The sequence below is a fragment of the Pseudomonas sp. B21-023 genome (assembly GCF_024749165.1).
GTDB lineage: Bacteria > Pseudomonadota > Gammaproteobacteria > Pseudomonadales > Pseudomonadaceae > Aquipseudomonas.
In genome coordinates, this window is the sequence record NZ_CP087190.1 from 2,130,912 (window position 1) to 2,149,026 (window position 18,115).

Sequence of the window (18,115 nt, forward strand, 5' to 3'; positions counted from 1 at the left end):
TGATACTCGGCCGCTCTTTCCATCGATGGAGCGCTAACATGACCCAGCCAGCCGCCTTTGCCCTGAGCAACCCCGAAGGCCTCTACGACCCCAGCGGCAATGCCTATTCCCATGTCGCCGAGGTACGCGCCGGCAGCCGCCTGCTGTATATCGCCGGCCAGGGCGGCGAGGACCTGCAGGGCAAGTTGTCGGCACGTTTCGATGAGCAGGCGCGCCAGGCCCTGGTGAACCTGAAGATCGCCCTGGCTTCCCGTGGGGCAACGCTTGAGCACGTGTGCAAGCTCACCCTGCTGGTGGTCGACCATTCCGAGGCGCGGCTGCGCCAGTGGGTGGCTGAGGCCGAGCGTGCCTGGGGCGGCAGGATGACCCCGACCTGCACCTTGATCCCGGTCCCGCGCCTGGCGCTGGACGGCATGCTGGTGGAAGTGGACGCGGTGGCGGCCTTGCCGCAGGGGTGACAAAACCCGTATCCATCGTCGTGGCGACGCGCCGCGAGGATGGATGCGACGCCGCCCCGCTGCAAACACCTGAGCGCCCAGGTAGACTCGCGCTCCCGCATTCATCGAGCCTGTACCATGACCCTCCCCGTCGAACTGCTCCAGACCGGCCCCGAGCATGCCGACCTGGTGCGCAACCTCTACCAGTTCTACGCCTACGAGTCTTCTGGCTGGGAGCAGGAAGATGTCGAGGCGGATGGGCGCTTCTACCTCCATGAGCCACACTTCACCCGCTACTGGCAAACCCCGGGCTGGAGCGCCAGCCTGATACTGGTGGACGGTTTCATCGCCGGCTTCCTGCTCATCGAGCGCAGTGAACTGCCCGGCATCGACGCCTGGGAGCTGGCCGACCTGTTCGTGCTCAAGAAATATCGCCGCCAGGGCGTGGGCCTGGCGGTAGCGCGGCGCACGCTGTGCGAGGGTCAAGGCGACTGGTTGGTGCGGTGCTACGGCGAGGATGCCCCGGCCCTGGCGTTCTGTCAGGCGGTACTGGCCGACCTGCCACGGCCAGTGCAGGAGATTGCCCTGGATGACGAGCCGTCGCTGCGCAATTTCCTGGTGACCCCGCGATTGCACTGAAGGACTGCGGGTCGAGCGCCAGCATGCTTTGTGCTCTCGCTGCCAGCGAAGATCGCTGGCGTTGACGGACATGTGCGAAAGTGGCCGATCAGCGAACGGAATGTACTGATTGGACCACAATGCTTTGTCCACCCTGTGGCTTCTCTTCTAGAATCCGCCCATGCCTGGGCGTCATGCCGGGGCAATCGCCCGAGAGCCCCATGAGTTCCAGTACACCGTTGTCCGGAGTCAACCAGCCACTGCGCGGTATCGCCCTGGTGGTGGTGGCCACCTTCCTGTTCGCCAGCCACGACGCTTTGTCGAAATTCCTCGGCGGGATCTATCCGATCATCATGGTGGTGTGGGTCCGTTACCTGGTGCACACCTTGCTGATGGCCGGGATCTTCCTGCCCAAGGCCGGCCTGGCGGTACTGCGCACTCGCCGACCGTTGTTGCAGACCTTGCGTGCGCTGAGCCTGCTCAGCACCAGCCTGCTGTTTACCGCCGGGCTGCAATACCTGCCGCTGGCGGAGGCGACCTCGGTCAACTTCCTCGCTCCGGTGCTGGTCACCGCATTGTCGGTGCCGCTGCTCGGGGAGCGGGTGAGCGCGGGGCAGTGGCTGGCGGTGGTCATGGGCTTCGTCGGCGTGCTGGTGGTGGTGCACCCGGGCGGGGCGATGTTCACCCCGGCAATCCTGTTCCCCTTCGGTTCGGCCCTGGGCTTTTGCTTCTACCAGTTGCTGACGCGCAAGCTGGCGGCCCATGACAGCCCGACCACCAGCAACTTCTACGCGGGCTTATGTAACACCCTGATCATGACAGCGCTGGTGCCGTTTTTCTGGCAGACGCCGCAGTGGCCGCATATACCGCTGATGCTGGCGCTGGGTGGTTGCGGGATGACCGCCCACTTGCTGCTGACCCAGGCGTTCCGCCACGCTGCGCCGGCGTTGCTGGCGCCGTTCAGCTATTGCCAGATCGTGTTCGCCGGGTTGCTGGGCCTGGTGGTGTTCGGGCAGGTGCCGGACGGTACGAGCCTGGTGGGCATCGCGGTGATCTGCCTCAGCGGGCTGGGGGCAGCCTGGATGCAGCGGCGGCGTTGAACGGCTCTTAACCCGCGCGTCCTTCGTGCTGTTTGCGGTATGCCCCCGGCTGCACCCCGATGGCCTTGGCGAACGCCCGGGTGAATGCCGCCACCGACTGATACCCCGCCTGCGCGCCTACCTGCTCGACGGTATTGCCAGCCTTGAGCAACTGGCAGGCATGGCGCATGCGCAGCGCCAGCAGCACTTGCCCGGGGGATTGCCCAGCCAGTTCGTTGAAGCGCTTGAAGAACGCCGAGCGCGACAGCCCCGCGCAGGCCGCCATGGCCTCCAGCGTCCAGGCCTGGCCTGGCGCCTCGATCAAGCGCTCCAGCAACCCGGCGAAGGCCGGCTGGCGGGCGAGGGCGACCAGCCCTCCCAGTGCCTGGCCGTCATGCACCTGCTGGCGCAGCACGTAGAGAAACAGCAGGTGGGTCAGGCGCTCCAGCAGCGCCTGCGAGGGTTGCGGGCGGCGGCACTCCTCGAGGATCAGCCCGAACAGCGCCCGCGCCGCGCTGCCGGCCGGATCGCTGGCGCGCAGCAGGATCCAGTCCGCCAGCCCGTCGACGATCAATGACGACAACCCCGACTGGAAGTGGAAGAAACCGCATACCAGCCCCACGCCGTCCCCGGCTTCCAGGTCCAGCGCCCGCATGCTCCGGCGCGGCTGGGCACAGGCGTTGGCGGCATCCTCGTCGCCGGACAACCGATAGGCCAGGTCACGCAAGAGGAACACCGCGTCGCCGCTTTCCAGGCGCAGCGGCTGCGCCTGGCCGTCGATGTGCAGCCAGCAATGGCCCTGCACCACCAGGTGGAAGCTGGCCCGGCCCAGGCCTTGGGTGCTGGCGTGCCAGCCGCCGCAGTAGCGGCCCACATGGAACAGGCTGGCATCGAGCTCCAGGCTCTCTAATAACCAATCGACGAGGGGGCTGGAAGAAATCATCTAATGCAAGGACTCTGGAGCAAGGAAAGGCGACTGATGAATATGGATGCTACTTCTTATAACCAACAGACTGTAGCGACCTACATCAAAGGAGACCACTCCATGTCCGCTCGCATTACTCTACACAGCCTGCAGACCGCTCCGGAAGCCGCCCGCCCGTTCCTCGAGAACGCGCAGAAGAACTCCGGCTTCATCCCCAACCTGCTGGGCATCCTGGCCAACGCCCCGGCGGCGCTGGAAACCTACGTCACCGTTTCAGCGCTCAACGGCAAGTCCGAGCTGACCCTGGCCGAGCGCGAAGTGGTGCAGCTGATCGCCGCCACCCAGCACGGTTGCGACTTTTGTGTCGCCGGCCACACCGCGGTGGCCCTGAACAAGGCCAAGCTGCCTCAGGAAGTGGTCGATGCCCTGCGTGCCCGCGGCGAACTGCCCGACGCCCGCTACGAGACCCTGGCCGCGTTCGCCCGTGAAGTGATCGCCACCCGTGGCAACGTCAGCGACGCCACCTACCAGGCCTTCCGTGAAGCCGGTTTCAGCGAAGGCAACGCGCTGGAAGTGATTCTCGGTATCAGCCTCGCAACCCTGTGCAACTTTGCTAATGTGTTCGCCCAGACGCCGCTCAACGACGAGCTCGGCAAATACCGCTGGCAGCCTTCGGCTTGACCGAGGCCTGATGCCGGCGCGCCCGGCGTTTCAAAAGGAGTTAGGGACATGCTTGACCATGCATTTCGACAATGGCTGGATGCCAATGCCGAGGCCATTGACCAGGGCCAGTGCGATCCGCACCTGGTGCTGGCGCAGATCGCCGAGTCGCAGTTGCTGCGCATCGGCGTCGACCCGGCCCTGGGTGGCACGGGTGGCGACGTCAGCGAGGCGGTCGAGGCTATCGCCGCCATCGCCAGCCGGTCGCTGGCCGCGGCCTTCGTCTGCTGGGGCCAGCGCGCCTTCATCGAATACCTGCTGCAAAGCCCCAACCGAGAGCTGTGCAAACGGCTGATGCCCGACCTGCTCAAGGGCGAACTTGCCGGGGCCACCGGCCTGTCCAATGCCATGAAGTTCCTCTCTGGCATCGAGGCCTTGCAGGTGCGTGGCCGCCTCGCGGCCGATGGCTGGAACCTCGAAGGCCGGCTGCATTGGGTGACCAACCTGCGCAAGCGCGGTTTCGTGGTGGCGGCGGCTGTCGAGGATGACGCCGGCGGCGCGCCGTTCGTGGTCGCCATACCCTCCAACGCGCCGGGCCTGGAGCGTTCCGACGATCTGCAACTGATGGGCCTGCAGTCGAGCAACACCGCGGCGCTGGCGTTCCACCAGGTGCCACTGGCCCGCGACTGGCTGCTGCATGACAACGCCCGCGAGTTCCTGCCCAAGGTACGCCCGGCGTTCCTGGCGCTGCAGTGCGGCATGGCCATGGGCCTGGCCCGGCGCGCGCTGGATGAAGTGCAGGAACACCTGCAAGGCCGTGGCTCGTTCCTCGAAGAGGCCCGCCAGGTGCTCAAGGAACGCCTGGAGAATACTGTCGGCGAGCTCAAGCAGGGGCTGCTCGACGGGCGCTTCCAGGGCCAACCGGCCGCCTTGTTCAAGTTGCGCATCACCCTCGCCGAATGCGCCGCCGATGCCGTGCAGCTGGAGCTTCAGGCCAGCGGTGGCAAGGCCTACCTGACGGCCTATGGTGAAGGCTTCGCCCGGCGTTGGCGCGAGTCGGCGTTCGTGCCGATCGTCACCCCGAGCCTGGTGCAGCTGCGCGCCGAACTGCAACGCCAGGCGGCCAGCGCATGACCGAAGTGCTGCTCGAAGCCTGTGAGATCAGCCTGGGCTACCCGCGCGACGATGGCTGGCAGGCGGTGCTGGAGCAGTTCGACCTGGCGCTGGCGCCCGGCGAGGTGGTAACCATCCTTGGCCCAAGCGGGGTCGGCAAGTCCAGCCTGTTGCGCGTACTGGCCGGGCTGCAACAGCCCCGTGGCGGTAGCGTGCACCTGCGCGGCGAGCCACTGCAGGGCCCGCACCCGCGCCTTGCGGTGGCGTTCCAGGACCCAAGCCTGCTGCCCTGGCTGAGCCTGGAAAAGAACGTCGCCTTCGGCCTCGACTTCGCCCGCCAGCCCAAGCTGGCGGCGGCCGAGCGGCGTGCACGGATCGACCACGCCATCGACGCGGTGGGCCTGGCCCATGCCCGTGGGCAGTACCCGGCGCAACTGTCCGGCGGCATGGCCCAACGCACCGCGCTGGCCCGCTGCCTGGCGCGCCAACCCGAGGTGCTGTTGCTGGACGAGCCGTTCGGCGCGCTGGACGAGGTGACCCGCGCCGACATGCAGCAACTGCTGCTGCAACTGATCGCCACCCACAACACCGCCGCCGTGCTGATCACCCACGACATCGACGAAGCCCTGCTGTTGTCCGACCGCGTGCTGCTACTGGGCAACCACCCGGCGCGCACCCTCGGTCAGTGGCACATCGACCTGCCGCAGCCGCGGGCGCAGCGGGTCGAGGAGCTGGGCGCACTGCGTATCGAAATCCTCAAAACCCTTCGGCGGGCAAGCCGCACAGCCGAACCCACCCCATCCCCCTTGCCCTCGGAGGCTGTCCATGTGCATGGATGACTGCTGTTCCACCACGTCCCGACGCGATTTTCTCAAGTTGAGCGCCATGCTCACCGCCGCCGGCGCCGTGCCGTTGCTGTCGAGCCTGCAGGCCCGCGCCGCCGCCGAGCCGGACGCGCCGGTGCGCATCGGCTACCTGCCGATCACCGATGCCACGCCACTGCTGGTGGCGCACAACAACGGCCTGTTCGAGGCCGAGGGCATCAAGGCCGAGCGCCCGGTGTTGCTGCGCAGCTGGGCACAGGTGATCGAGGCATTCATCTCCGGGCAGGTCAACGTCATCCACCTGCTGTCGCCGATGACCGTGTGGGCGCGCTACGGCAGCAAGGTGCCAGCCAAGGTCGTGGCCTGGAACCACGTCGGCGGCTCGGGCCTGACCGTGGCCCCGGACATCACCGATATGAAGCAGCTCGGCGGCAAGACCGTGGCCATTCCGTTCTGGTACTCGATCCACAACGTGGTGCTGCAGCAGATGCTCACCGACAACGGCCTGAAGCCTGTGTCCAAGCCTGCCACCGCGCAGCTGGCGGACAACGAAGTCAACCTGCTGGTGCTGCCGCCTTCGGACATGCCGCCGGCCCTGGCCAGCAAGCGCATCGCCGGCTATATCGTCGCCGAACCGTTCAACGCCCTGGCCGAGAACCTCAAGGTCGGCCGCGTGCAGCGCTTCACCGGCGATGTCTGGCGCAACCACGCCTGCTGCGTGGTCTTCATGCACGAGCACGACCTGAACAATCGCCCGGAGTGGTCGCAGAAGGTGGTCAACGCCATCGTCAAGGCCCAGCACTGGACCCGCGAGCACCGTGCCGAGGCCGCGGCGTTGCTGTCCAAGGCCGGCCCCAACAAGTACACCCCGCACGAACCGGCGGTGCTGACCAAGGTGCTGGCGCCATCGGCCGATGACCGTGCCGGCTACATCGCCAGTGGCGCGATCCAGCACCAGCAGTGGGACGAGAAACGCATCGACTTCCAGCCTTATCCGTTCCCCAGCTACACCGAGGAGTTGGTCAAGCGCCTGAAGAACACCCTGATCGTCGGCGAGAGCGATTTCCTTGCCGCCCTCGATCCGGCCCAGACTGCCCGCGACCTGGTGGACGATCGCTTCGTGCGCAACGCCATCGCCGCGGTGGGTGGCCCGGCGGCGTTCGGCATTGCCGAGAACTTCCAGCGTAGCGAGGAGTTCGCGGTCTGATGCGCAGGCATTTCGTGCATGGCGCCCTGGGCCTGGCGGGCCTGGCGGCGCTGCTGTTGCTGTGGTGGGCGGGGGTGCGCCTGTTCGGTGCCGCCGATGGCCTGTCGGCGCGCTTCGCGCCCCAGGCCACGTTGCAAAGCCTGATCGAGCTGCTGGGGCAGGGTGAGGTCTACGGGCATATCTGGGTGAGCCTCGAGCGTATCCTCATCGGCCTGCTGCTGGCGCTGCTGATTGGTGTGCCGTTGGGCCTGCTGGTGGGCAGCTATCGCCACCTGGAGGCGGCGACCACGCCGGCATTCCAGTTCCTGCGCATGATCTCGCCGCTGTCGTGGATGCCGGTGGTGGTGATGCTGATGGGCGTGGGCGACCAGCCGATCTACTTCCTGCTGGCCTTCGCCGCGCTGTGGCCGATCTTGCTCAACACCGCCGCCGGGGTACGCCAGCTCGACCCGCGCTGGCTGCAATTGAGCCGCAGCCTCAGCGCCACGCGCTGGGAGACGTTGTGCAAGGTGATCATCCCCGGGGTGATCGGCCATGTGCTGACCGGCGTGCGCCTGGCCATCGGCATCCTGTGGATAGTGCTGGTGCCGTGCGAAATGCTCGGGGTGAGTGCCGGGCTTGGCTATTTCATCCTCGACACCCGCGACCGGCTGGCCTATTCGGAGCTGATGGCGATGGTGCTGCTGATCGGCGCACTGGGGTTCATGCTCGATGCCTTGGCGCGGGCGCTGCATCGACGTTGGGTGCATGCCTGAAGAAAGAAGGGGCGTATAGCGAATCCTGGCGCGGATCTGTGGGGGCGGCGTAGCGCAGCGCCCACAAAGTCCGCGTTCAATCTTGGTATCAAGCGCATCCCTGCGCCTGAGCAGGTCAGAAACTGTACTTGGCGGTCAGCATCAGGTTGCGTGGATCGCCAAAGGTGTCGCCCCCATAGTTCACCGAGCTGGAAATCGACGAGTAGTACTTCCTGTCGAACACGTTGTTGGCATTGAGCTGCAGGTCCAGGTGCTGGTTGACCGCGTAGCCGGCCATCAGGTCGGTCACCGCGTAGGCACTTTGCTCAAGGCGGTAGCGGCCGCCATCGGCCACGCTGAAGTCGTTGTACATGCGGCTCTGCCAGGTGACGCCGCCACCGACGCGCAGTTTTTCCAGCGGGCCCTGGAAGCGGTAGGTGGTGAACAGTTTTAGCTGATGCTCGGGGGTGTCGGAGGACAGCGGCTTGTTGACGTTGGCGGGGTTCTTGGCGTCCTTGATGGTGTGCACGCGGGCGTAGGTGTAGCCGGCACCGATCTGCCATTGCTCGGTCAGCGCGCCTTGCACCTCGAAGTCGATACCCTGGCTGCGCACCTCACCGGAGGCTTCGTAGCAAGTGAACTGGCCCGCTCGGCAGACGCTCTTGTCGTCCACCTCGACCGCGCGGTTTTCCTGGTCGATGCGGAACACGGCAAGGCTGGCATTGAGCGCGCCATCGAAGTATTCACCCTTGATGCCTACCTCGTAGTTCTTGCCTTCGATTGGCCGTACCGGCGTGCCGCTGCTGTCCTGGCTGTCCTGTGGCTGGAAGATATCGGTATAGCTGGCGTAGACCGAGTGGTGTTGGTCCAGCTCGTAGATCAGGCCGGCATAGCGGGTGACGTTGCGGGTCACCTTGTAGTCGCCATCGTTGCTGCCGCGCTTGTCGTAGTCGTACCAGTCCAGGCGCCCACCGAGGATCAGCTTGAGCGGGTCGGCCAGGCTCAGGCGAGTGGTGGTGTACACGCCTTCCTGGTTGATCAGGTAGCGGCTGCTGCTGGTGTGCAGGAAGTCGGGCTTGCCGCCGTCGATGGGGTAGTCCATGTCGTAGGGGCTGTAGTTGCGCTCGCTCATGTCGTAGATGCGCTTGCTGGCGCCGACCACCAGCTCGTGGGTACGACCGAACGCCTCGAACGGGCCGCTGGCAAAGGTGTCCAGGCCCAGCTGGTTCTCGTCGTGGGCCGACTGGTAGACCGTTCGGCTCAGCGGCTTGGCCAGGTCCCAGCGCGACTGGTAGGAGCCGCGGAACAGCGCGTTCTGCTCACTGTAGGTGGCGTTGACCTGCAGCTTCCAGTCATTGGCCAGGCGCTGGCGCACTTCGGCGAACAGGGTATTGATCTCCTGGTCCTTGACCTCCCAGTCGGTGGCCGGGTTGTAGGAGCGTGGCAGGTCCAGGTGATGGCCGTCGAGGGCGGTGGGGATCGCGCCCCAGAACACGTTGGTCTTGTCCTTCTGGTGGGAGAGGCCGAGGGTGAGGGTGGTGTCTTCGCTCAGGTCGGCCTCGGTGATCGCGTAGAACAGCCCGTGGTCCTCTTGCTGGCCGTCACGGAAACCGTTGGCGTCCTGGTACGAGGCCACCACGCGGCCGCGCAGGGTGCCGCTGTCGTTGAGCGGGCTGGAGGCGTCCAGTTCGCCGCGGTAGTTGTCCCAGCTGCCGGCGGCGCCGGTGAGGGTGACTTTCTGCTCCGCCAGCGGGCGCTTGCGCACCAGGTTGATCGCCGCCGAGGGCGTGCCGGAACCGGTGACCAGGCCGGTGGCGCCGCGTACCACTTCCACCCGGTCGAACATCGCCAGGTTCGGCTGCGCACCGACCACCCAGCCGGTGTAGGCGCTGGGGATGCCGTCGTACATGATGTTGTCGACGTCGAAGCCACGGGCCTTGTAGGTCTGCCGGCCTGGGCCGTTGGACTGGTTGAGGAACAGGCCCGGGGTGTACCTGGCCACGTCGTTGATACTGGTCATGCCCTGGTCGTCCATGCGCTGGCGGGTGATCACCGTTACCGCCTGGGGCGTTTCGCGCATGGTCAGCGGCAACTTGGTGGCGGTGGACATGGCACCGGTGGTGTACGACTTCGATCCCTCGGTGGTGCTGCCCAGGCTGCTGTCGTCAATAGCCGTGGCGCCCAGCTCGATCACGGCAGGGGCCTGTTCGGCTGCCAGCGCGGGCGTGACGGTCGCCATGCAGATGGCCATGGCCAGCAGGTTGCGGGTTGGCGCGAAACGGTGGGTCAAGGGAAGCGATGACATGCCGAGCTTTATCCTTATTGCTAGTGCTTATGAGAACGATTAGCAATAAGTATGTCGGGATTGCCCGGTCAAGAACAGGGTGGATGCATTGAAAATGATGAGATTTTCACAATTTTCTATTCGAATGGATTGTTTCTCCGGCTTTCGTGGCTACCGGTCCGCGCTACCTGGGCCAATCCGTTTACCTTGTTGTCGACCTATTTCCAGCGCTTGGCCATCGCGTTGCTTGCCGTGCCGTGCCTGGCCCACCAGCTCGGGGATCAGCGGCCCCTCGGGCAGATGACGCCAGAAGCGTCCGGGCAGATGCTGGCGTAGAGCGCCAGGGTTGAGCCGGGCAGGGTTGAAGGTGTGCCGGTAGTAGGCCAGCCACAGTTCGGCCCCGGGGTCGTCGGCGTTGCGCGCCCATTGCCGCCAGTCTTCCGGGCATTTGCGACGGTAGTCCAGTTGCGCGCCGTCGTAGCGGATGCCGTCGTGGGGCGTGGCGATCAGCCAGCGCTGGCGGCCCAGGCGTTCGGCGAAGTGCGCGCTGGCGCTGTCGAGGATGTCATGCGCGGGTTCGTGGTAGGCCACCAGGTCCAGTTGCAGCTGCTCGGCCAGCGTCTCGGGCAGTGGCACGAAGCGCACGAAGGCATGCAGATGGTGAGCCTCGCGTCCGACCTGGCGGATGCGCCGTTGCAACTCGCTGCCCAGGCGGTCGCCGGCCAGCATCGCGGTGCGATCGCCATGGGCGACGCGCCAGAGCACCTCGTACAACAGGTTCCAGCGCTGCTCGCCGCGGTAGCGCCCGGCCTGTTCCAGCTGGGCCAGCAGCGCCGCTGGCACTCGGGCGTGGAACGGGCCGGGGCCTGCGGGCAGGGGCGTGGGCACGGCCAGCAAGTCATCCATCCAGGTCTGGCCCCAGGTCACCGTGGCCGGGTCGATGCCGTGGCCGAGCAGTTGGCGGGCCTGGTCGCGCCAGGTGGCGAAGTCATCGCCGCACTCCAGCGCGATCATCCCCACAGCCCCATCTGCACGGGCGCCTGAGGTTCACGCAGGCGGGCCCGAAGCAGGCCGCTGCGCAGCTCGGCCTGGGCCGGGCGGTAGTCACTGGTGACGATGAACGGGCGGGCCTTCTCCAGCACGCAGCGCAACTGGATCAGGTCGTCGTAGCGGATGCGCCGCTCCCGGCGCAGGGTGACCAGGCGCTGCACGCTGCGCAGGCCGATACCGGGGATGCGCGCCAGCAACGCCGGTTCGGCGCGGTTGACGTCCAGCGGGAAGACCTCGCGGTTGGCCAGCGCCCAGGCCAGCTTGGGGTCGATGTCCAGGGCCAGGTTGCCGGTCTCGCCCAGCAGTTCGCCGGCCTTGTAGCCGTAACCGCGCAGGAGGAAGTCGGCCTGGTACAGGCGGTGTTCGCGCAGCAGCGGCGGCGCGGCCAGGGGCACGCTGGAGGGGCTGTCGGGGATCGGGCTGAAGGCGGAGTAATAGACCCGTTTGAGTCCATAGCCCTGGTACAGCGACTCGGCGTTGCGCAGCAAGGTGCTGTCGTCGGTGGCGTCGGCGCCGACGATGACCTGAGTGCTCTGCCCGGCGGGGGTGAAGCGTGGTGCCCGTGGTTCGCCGGCGACGGCCTGCTGGCCGTGGTGGATCACGCCCATGGCCTGGCGGATGGTGCTGGCGCGCTTTTCCGGGGCCAGGCGCTGAAGGCTGGCGTCGGTGGGCAGTTCGATGTTCACGCTCAGCCGATCGGCCAGGCGCCCGGCCTCCTCGATCAGCAGCGGGTCGGCGTCGGGGATGGTCTTGAGGTGGATGTAACCGCGAAAGGCATGCTCTTCGCGCAGCAGGCGCGCCACCCGGATCAGTTGCTCCATGGTGTAGTCGGCCGAGCGGATGATGCCTGAGCTGAGGAACAGGCCGCTGATGCAGTTGCGCCGGTAGAAATCCAGGGTCAGGCGCACCACCTCCTCGGGGCTGAAGCGTGCCCGGGGCACGTTGCTGGAGCGGCGGTTGACGCAGTACTGGCAGTCGTACAGGCAGAAGTTGGTCAGCAGCACCTTGAGCAGCGACACGCAGCGGCCATCGGGGGTGTAGCTGTGGCAGATGCCCATGCCATCGGTGGCGCCGAGGCCGTCGCGGCCGCGCGAGCTGCGCTTGGGCGCGCCGCTGCTGGCGCAGGACGCGTCGTACTTGGCGGCGTCGGCAAGGATGCCGAGTTTGGCGATGAGTTGCATGGAGTGGTTCGCTGAATACTGAATATTCATACAGTATTTCGGGATTGGTCTGATGGCAAGGGTTTCTGATCGGCCAGGCGCTGCCAAGTCCCCCGTGGAACGCCCGAGCGCTCGATTACAGAATTGTAATCTTCACGCCACTCCCCAGATAACCAAGGCTCCCTAAAGTCCCTCGCCAAAGCATTCCGCCGCTTGTCGACGAGGACTTCCGCCGTGCCCATCCCCCGCAAGATCGCCTTGCTCTGCCTGTTGCTGGCCGGCCCTGCCGGCGCCGAGGGCCTGAGCCTGGACCAGGCGCTCGACGCCGCCTTTGCCCAGAACCCGGACTTCGCCGCCATCGGCCGTGAGATCGGCATCGCCGAAGGCGAGCGCCGCCAGGCCGGGCTGATCCCCAACCCCGAGCTGTCCTGGGAGGTCGAGGACACCCGCCGCGACACCAGCACCACCACCGTGACCCTCAGCCAGGCCCTGGAACTGGGCGGCAAGCGCGGTGCACGGATCGAAGTGGCCGAGACCGGCCAGGCGATCGCCCGGCTGGAGCTCGAGCGTCAGCGCAACAGCCTGCGTGCCGATGTGATCCAGGCCTTCCATGCCGCTTTGCGGGCACAGACCGCGCTGGAGTTGGCGCAACAGTCGCAGGCGCTGACCGAGCGTGGCCTGCGGGTGGTGGAAGGGCGGGTGCGAGCCGGACAGTCCTCGCCGGTGGAGGCCACCCGCGCCCAGGTCCAGCTGGCCCAGGCCGAGGCGGCGGTGCGTCGGGCGCGCACCGAACGTGGCGTGGCCAACCAGACCCTGGCGCGTCTGACGGGCAGTGCCGAGGCCCGCTTCGACCGACTCGACGCCAGCTCGCTCTCGCCAGGCCCGGCGCCCAAGGCCGAACGCCTGCTGGCCACGGTCGAGCAGACCGCCGAATGGCGCCTGGCCGCGGCGCAGATCGAGCGTGGCGATGCCAGCCTGGGCTCCGAGAAGGCCCAGCGCATCCCCAACCTGACCGTGAGCCTGGGCAGCCAGTACAGCCGTGAGGCGCGTGAGCGGGTCAATGTGGTGGGGTTGTCCATGCCGCTGCCGCTGTTCGACCGCAACCAGGGCAACGTACTGGCCGCCGCGCGCCGCGCCGACCAGGCCCGTGACCTGCGCAACGCCGTCGAACTGCGCCTGCGCAGTGAAACCCGCAGTGCCCTGGACCAGTGGGGCACGGCCATGGGCGAGGTGCAGGCTTATGACCGCACCATCCTGCCCGCCGCCCAGCAGGCGGTGGACACCGCCACCCGAGGCTTCGAGATGGGCAAGTTCGCCTTCCTCGATGTGCTCGATGCGCAGCGCACGTTGATCGAGGCGCGCGGGCTTTACCTTGACGCGCTGGCCCAGGCGACCGATGCGCGAGCGCAGGTGGAACGCATCTACGGCGAGCTTCCGACAGGACTGTGAACGGGGGCTGCTGCGCAGCCCTATCGCCGGCGAGCCGGCTCCCACTCGGATCCGCGTCAACCCTTGTGGGAGCCGGCTCACCGTCGATCTGACAGACGACATTTCAAGCAGGAGCAACAATGACCAACCCACGCAAGCTCGCCATCCTCGCCGCCGCCCTGGCCGTTATCGGCCTCGGTGGCGCGGCCTGGACCGGCACCCTTGGCAAGGCCGGCGGTGGCCAGGCCCAACACGACGACCACGGCGAAGCCGGCCATGGCCATGACGAAGAGAAGGACGACGGACACGGCCACGGCGAGTCCGCAGGCGAGGGGCATGGCGAGGAGGAGGGCCAACTGCACCTGACTGCCGAGCAGATCCGGGCCGCCGGTGTGCAGCTGGCCACCGCCGGCCCGCGCACCTTGGGCACTGCCATCAATTTCCCTGGCGAAATCCGTTTCGACGAAGACCGCACCGCCCATGTAGTACCACGGGTTCCTGGCGTGGTCGAGTCGGTGCAGGCCGAGCTAGGCCAGGCGGTCAAGCGTGGCCAGGTGCTGGCAGTGATCGCCAGCCAGCAGATCTCTGAGCTGCGCAGCGAACAGCAGGCTGCGCAACGGCGCCTGGAGCTGGCGCGATTGACCTTCGAGCGTGAAAAACAGTTGTGGCAGGAGCGCATCAGCGCCGAGCAGGACTACCTGCTGGCCCGACAGGCGCTGCAGGAGGCCGAGATCGCCGCCGCCAACGCCGGGCAGAAGGTCGCCGCGGTGGCGCCGGCCGGCAAGGGCAACCGCTACGAACTGCGCGCACCGTTCGACGCGATGGTAGTGGAAAAGCACCTGACCGTGGGCGAGGTGGTGGACGAGACCAGCAATGCCTTCACGCTATCCGACCTGAGCCGGGTCTGGGCCACCTTCGCCGTGGCCCCGCGCGACCTGGACAAGGTGGTCAGTGGCCGTGGCGTCAGCGTCAGCGCGCCGGACCTCGGCGCCCAGGTGGAGGGCAAGGTCAACTACGTCGGCAGCCTGCTCGGCGAGCAGAACCGCGCCGCCACCGTGCGCGCCACCCTGGCCAACCCCAATGGCGCATGGCGCCCCGGGTTGTTCGTCAATATCGCGGTTACCGTTGAGCGCTTCGACGCCGCGGTGGTGGTGCCGGAAAGCGCCCTGCAGACCTGGGAGGAGCAGACCGTGGTGTTCGCCCGCACCTATGAAGGGTTCGCGGCCCGTCCGGTCAAGCCGGGCCGGCGTGATGCCGGCCAGGTGGAGATCCGTGAAGGCCTGGCCGCCGGTACCGAAGTGGCCGCCGCCGGCAGCTTCGTCCTCAAGTCCGAGCTGGGCAAAGGCTCGGCCGAACACAGCCACTGACCGGGGACGCTTTTCATGTTCGAACGCCTGATCCAATTCGCCATCGAGCAGCGCCTGGTGGTGATGCTCGCCGTGGTGCTGATGGCCGCCGTGGGCATCCACAGCTACCAGAAGCTGCCCATCGACGCCGTGCCCGACATCACCAACGTGCAGGTGCAGATCAACACCGCCGCGCCCGGCTATTCGCCCCTGGAGACCGAGCAGCGCATCACCTTCGCCATCGAGACCGCCATGGCCGGGTTGCCGGGCCTGAAGCAGACCCGCTCGCTGTCGCGCTCGGGCTTGTCGCAGGTGACGGTGATCTTCGATGACGGCACCGATATCTTCTTCGCCCGGCAACTGGTCAACGAGCGCCTGCAGGTGGCCCGCGAACAGTTGCCCGAGGGCATCGAGGCGGCCATGGGGCCGATCTCCACCGGCCTTGGCGAGATCTTCCTGTGGACGGTCGAGGCCAAGGAGGGCGCCGTGAAGGACGACGGCACGCCCTATACCGCCACCGACCTGCGGGTGATCCAGGACTGGATCATCAAGCCGCAGCTGCGCAATGTGCCGGGCGTGGCCGAAGTCAACAGCATCGGCGGCCATGCCAAGCAGTACCTGATCGCCCCGGAACCCAAGCGCCTGGCAGCCTACAAGCTGACCCTCAACGATCTGGTCGCCGCCCTGGAGCGCAACAACGCCAACGTCGGCGCCGGCTATATCGAACGCAACGGCGAGCAATTGCTGATCCGTGCCCCGGGCCAGGTGGCTTCGGCCGAGGACATCGCCAGCATCGTCATCTCCAGCGTCGACGGCACGCCGATCCGCGTCAGCCACGTGGCCCAGGTCGGCCTGGGCCAGGAGCTGCGCTCCGGCGCCGCCACCGAGAACGGCCGGGAAGTGGTGCTGGGCACGGTATTCATGCTGATCGGCGAGAACAGCCGCACGGTGTCCCAGGCGGTGGCGGCCAAGCTCGAGGAGATCAACCGCAGCCTGCCCAAGGGGGTGGTGGCGATCACCGTGTACGATCGCACCAACCTGGTGGAAAAGGCCATCGCCACGGTGAAGAAGAACCTCATCGAAGGCGCGATCCTGGTCATCGCGGTGTTGTTCCTGTTCCTGGGCAACATCCGCGCGGCGCTGATCACCGCCATGGTCATCCCATTGTCGATGCTGTTCACCTTCACCGGCATGTTCAGCAACAAGGTCAGCGCCAACCTGATGAGCCTGGGGGCACTGGACTTCGGCATCATCGTCGACGGCGCGGTGGTGATCGTCGAGAACGCCATCCGCCGACTGGCACATGCCCAGCAGCATCATGGCCGCATGCTGACCCGTTCCGAGCGCTTCCACGAAGTGTTTGCCGCCGCCCGCGAGGCGCGCCGGCCGCTGATCTACGGGCAGTTGATCATCATGGTGGTGTACCTGCCGATCTTTGCCCTGACCGGGGTCGAGGGCAAGATGTTCCACCCCATGGCTTTCACCGTGGTGATGGCGTTGCTGGGGGCGATGATCCTCTCGGTGACCTTTGTCCCGGCGGCCCTCGCGCTGTTCGTCACCGGCAAGGTGAAGGAAGAAGAAGGCGTGGTCATGCGCGCTGCCCGCCGCCGTTACGCCCCGGTGCTGGAGTGGGTGCTGGGCCGGCGCAACCTGGCCTTTGCCGGCGCCGCGACCCTGGTGCTGCTGTCCGGCTTGCTGGCCAGCCGCATGGGCAGCGAGTTCATCCCCAGCCTCAGCGAAGGCGACTTCGCCCTGCAGGCCCTGCGCGTGCCAGGCACCAGCCTGTCGCAGTCGGTGGACATGCAGCAGCGCCTGGAGAAGACCATCATCGAGCGGGTGCCGGAGGTGGAGCGGGTGTTCGCCCGCACGGGCACCGCCGAGATCGCCTCCGACCCGATGCCGCCGAACATTTCCGACGCCTATGTGATGCTCAAGCCGCGCGAGCAGTGGCCGGACCAGGGCAAGTCGCGTGACGCGCTGATCGCCGAGGTGCAGCAGGCAGCGGCCAGCGTGCCGGGCAGCAACTACGAGCTGTCGCAGCCAATCCAGCTGCGCTTCAACGAGCTGATTTCCGGGGTGCGCAGCGACGTGGCGGTGAAGGTGTTCGGTGATGACATGGAGGTGCTCAACCGCACCGCCGCGCAGATCGCCACCAGCTTGCAGCAAGTGACGGGGGCGTCCGAGGTGAAGGTCGAGCAGACCACAGGCCTGCCGGTGCTGACCATCGATATCGACCGCGACAAGGCCGCCCGCCACGGCCTGAACGTGGGCGATGTGCAGGACGCCATCGCCATTGCCGTGGGGGGCCGTACTGCCGGTACCCTTTATGAAGGCGACCGTCGTTTCGACATGGTGGTGCGCCTGTCCGAGGCGCTGCGCACCGATGTCGATGGCTTGGCGAGCCTGCTCATCCCGGTGCCGGCCAGTGCCGCCGCAGGCGCTGCGCAGATCGGCTTCATCCCGCTGTCCCAGGTGGCCACGCTGAACCTGCAGTTGGGGCCCAACCAGGTCAGCCGAGAGGATGGCAAGCGCGTGGTGGTGGTCAGCGCCAACGTGCGCGGGCGTGACCTGGGCTCGTTCGTCGAGGAAGCTTCGCAGACCTTGATCGACCAGGTGCAGATCCCACCGGGCTACTGGACCCGCTGGGGTGGTCAGTTCGAGCAGTTGCAGTCGGCGGCCGAGCGCTTGCGCGTGGTGGTGCCGGTCTCACTGCTGCTGGTCATGGCCTTGCTGCTGATGATGTTCAACAACCTCAAGGATGGCCTGCTGGTGTTCACCGGGATTCCTTTCGCCCTCACCGGTGGCGTGCTGGCGCTGTGGCTGCGCGACATTCCGCTGTCGATCTCGGCGGGCGTGGGCTTTATCGCGCTTTCCGGCGTGGCGGTGCTCAACGGTCTGGTGATGATCGCCTTCATCCGCAACCTGCGTGAGGAAGGGCGCGGCCTGCGTGCCGCAGTCGAAGAGGGCGCCCTGACTCGCTTGCGGCCAGTGCTGATGACCGCGCTGGTGGCATCGCTCGGGTTCATCCCGATGGCCCTGGCCACCGGTACCGGTGCAGAGGTGCAGCGACCGCTGGCGACGGTGGTGATCGGCGGCATCCTGTCGTCAACGGCGCTGACCTTGCTGGTGCTGCCGGCGTTGTACCAGTGGGCCCATCGGCGCGATGAGGCCGAGACTGCGTGAACCCCTGTCGCTGGGCAAGCCCGCTCCCACGAAGGCATTCACTTCGTGGGAGCGGGCTTGCCCCGCG

General features: G+C 66.8%; 15 protein-coding genes. 11 read left to right on the forward strand and 4 right to left on the reverse strand.

The genetic code is table 11. The features are described from left to right. Positions 1-38: 38 nt before the first annotated feature. The 3 genes from LOY42_RS09785 (at position 39) to LOY42_RS09795 (ending at position 2,155) form a co-directional block, all read left to right on the forward strand. Entirely contained in the window at positions 39-458 is a 420-nt protein-coding gene (locus tag LOY42_RS09785; RefSeq protein WP_102684083.1) for a RidA family protein, read from the forward strand. Between the two features lie 117 nt (positions 459-575). Then, positions 576-1,076 (forward strand): GNAT family N-acetyltransferase, encoded by a 501-nt coding sequence (locus LOY42_RS09790; RefSeq protein WP_198753967.1) that lies wholly within the window; start codon positions 576-578, stop codon positions 1,074-1,076. Positions 1,077-1,276: 200 nt separating this feature from the next. Beyond that, positions 1,277-2,155 (forward strand): DMT family transporter, encoded by an 879-nt coding sequence (locus LOY42_RS09795; protein WP_139670043.1) that lies wholly within the window; start codon positions 1,277-1,279, stop codon positions 2,153-2,155. Between the two features lie 7 nt (positions 2,156-2,162). Here the strand turns inward: LOY42_RS09795 and LOY42_RS09800 are convergent, their stop codons facing one another. Then, the gene (locus tag LOY42_RS09800) at positions 2,163-3,077 is read right to left on the reverse strand and encodes an AraC family transcriptional regulator (RefSeq protein ID WP_102684086.1); all 915 of its coding nucleotides are present in this window, start codon (positions 3,075-3,077) and stop codon (positions 2,163-2,165) included. A gap of 102 nt (positions 3,078-3,179) precedes the next feature. Between LOY42_RS09800 and LOY42_RS09805 the strand changes: the two genes are divergently transcribed. The 5 genes from LOY42_RS09805 to LOY42_RS09825 are packed head-to-tail and all read left to right on the forward strand — an operon-like array spanning position 3,180 to position 7,618. Continuing rightward, the gene (locus tag LOY42_RS09805; protein ID WP_102684087.1) at positions 3,180-3,740 is read left to right on the forward strand and encodes a carboxymuconolactone decarboxylase family protein; all 561 of its coding nucleotides are present in this window, start codon (positions 3,180-3,182) and stop codon (positions 3,738-3,740) included. Between the two features lie 48 nt (positions 3,741-3,788). Beyond that, the gene (locus tag LOY42_RS09810; protein ID WP_258600409.1) at positions 3,789-4,853 is read left to right on the forward strand and encodes an acyl-CoA dehydrogenase family protein; all 1,065 of its coding nucleotides are present in this window, start codon (positions 3,789-3,791) and stop codon (positions 4,851-4,853) included. Beyond that, positions 4,850-5,671, forward strand: coding sequence for an ABC transporter ATP-binding protein (locus LOY42_RS09815; RefSeq protein ID WP_139670049.1), 822 nt, complete (start codon positions 4,850-4,852; stop codon positions 5,669-5,671). The genes LOY42_RS09810 and LOY42_RS09815 overlap by 4 nt, the downstream gene beginning before the upstream one ends. Further along, positions 5,658-6,863, forward strand: a complete 1,206-nt coding sequence (locus LOY42_RS09820; RefSeq protein ID WP_102684090.1) for an ABC transporter substrate-binding protein — start codon at positions 5,658-5,660, stop codon at positions 6,861-6,863. The genes LOY42_RS09815 and LOY42_RS09820 overlap by 14 nt, the downstream gene beginning before the upstream one ends. Next, complete coding sequence (locus LOY42_RS09825) at positions 6,863-7,618, forward strand: ABC transporter permease (protein WP_102684091.1); 756 nt, start codon at positions 6,863-6,865, stop codon at positions 7,616-7,618. The genes LOY42_RS09820 and LOY42_RS09825 overlap by 1 nt, the downstream gene beginning before the upstream one ends. 115 nt (positions 7,619-7,733) lie before the next feature. Here the strand turns inward: LOY42_RS09825 and LOY42_RS09830 are convergent, their stop codons facing one another. From LOY42_RS09830 to LOY42_RS09840, 3 genes are all read right to left on the reverse strand, one after another. Then, on the reverse strand, positions 7,734-9,902 hold the full coding sequence (locus tag LOY42_RS09830) for a TonB-dependent siderophore receptor (RefSeq protein WP_258600412.1): 2,169 nt from the start codon (positions 9,900-9,902) through the stop codon (positions 7,734-7,736). Between the two features lie 150 nt (positions 9,903-10,052). Further along, positions 10,053-10,895: a TIGR03915 family putative DNA repair protein gene (locus LOY42_RS09835; protein WP_139670053.1), complete on the reverse strand. Its 843-nt coding sequence runs from the start codon at positions 10,893-10,895 to the stop codon at positions 10,053-10,055. After that, complete coding sequence (locus LOY42_RS09840) at positions 10,892-12,112, reverse strand: putative DNA modification/repair radical SAM protein (RefSeq protein ID WP_258600414.1); 1,221 nt, start codon at positions 12,110-12,112, stop codon at positions 10,892-10,894. Before LOY42_RS09840 ends, LOY42_RS09835 begins: the two co-directional genes overlap by 4 nt. Before the next feature lie 213 nt (positions 12,113-12,325). Here LOY42_RS09840 and LOY42_RS09845 point away from each other — a divergent pair, with 213 nt between their 5' ends. The 3 genes from LOY42_RS09845 to LOY42_RS09855 all read left to right on the forward strand — a co-directional run bounded on the left by LOY42_RS09845 (position 12,326) and on the right by LOY42_RS09855 (position 18,048). After that, positions 12,326-13,540 carry a TolC family protein gene (locus LOY42_RS09845; RefSeq protein ID WP_258600416.1) on the forward strand — a complete coding sequence of 405 codons (1,215 nt, stop codon included), beginning with the start codon at positions 12,326-12,328 and terminating at the stop codon, positions 13,538-13,540. Between the two features lie 119 nt (positions 13,541-13,659). Then, complete coding sequence (locus LOY42_RS09850) at positions 13,660-14,886, forward strand: efflux RND transporter periplasmic adaptor subunit (RefSeq protein WP_258600418.1); 1,227 nt, start codon at positions 13,660-13,662, stop codon at positions 14,884-14,886. Positions 14,887-14,901: 15 nt separating this feature from the next. Beyond that, positions 14,902-18,048 carry an efflux RND transporter permease subunit gene (locus LOY42_RS09855; RefSeq protein ID WP_258600420.1) on the forward strand — a complete coding sequence of 1,049 codons (3,147 nt, stop codon included), beginning with the start codon at positions 14,902-14,904 and terminating at the stop codon, positions 18,046-18,048. Positions 18,049-18,115 lie beyond the last annotated feature (67 nt).